This is a genomic window from Paraburkholderia sp. RL17-373-BIF-A (assembly GCF_046030175.1).
GTDB lineage: Bacteria > Pseudomonadota > Gammaproteobacteria > Burkholderiales > Burkholderiaceae > Paraburkholderia.
On the sequence record NZ_JARESO010000424.1, the window covers coordinates 1 to 461 of the forward strand.

The 461-nt window shown below is 60.1% G+C and carries 1 protein-coding gene; it reads right to left on the minus strand.

Annotated elements, in window-relative coordinates; translation table 11 throughout:
• The coding region (locus P0D80_RS51190; protein ID WP_408296620.1) for an IS110 family RNA-guided transposase at positions 1-461 on the minus strand (461 nt) is incomplete at both ends.

Below are 461 nucleotides of genomic sequence, written 5' to 3' on the forward strand. Positions count from 1 at the left end.
TGTTGGCCAGCGCAACGGCAGCCACATTGGGATTTCTCCGCGCCAGGAGCGCTGCCAGCCAGGCGTCGACCTTGTCCTTCTTGCGCTGGAAGGCGCAAATCACTGAGCGCGCACCGTGGATCAACAGTGTTCGAAGATAGGTATCTCCGCGTTTGCTTATGCCGAGCAGCACGTTCTTGCCGCCGCTGGAGTTCTGCCGCGGTACAAGGCCTATCCACGCTGCCAATTGACGTGCGTTGTCGAAGTTCTTCGCATCGCTCACCGTCGCCACCATCGGTCCAATGCCCGGAACCTCCGCCAGCTTGCGGCCGAGTTCGTTGTCCCGATGCCACGTGACGATCTGAGCCTCAATTTCACCAGCCTGGCGGTCCAACTCCTTCAAGTGCTCCATCAATCGCTGTACGAGCAGGCGAAACGAGCCCGGTAGCTCATTGGTTGCGTCCTCGAGCAACGCCGGTACT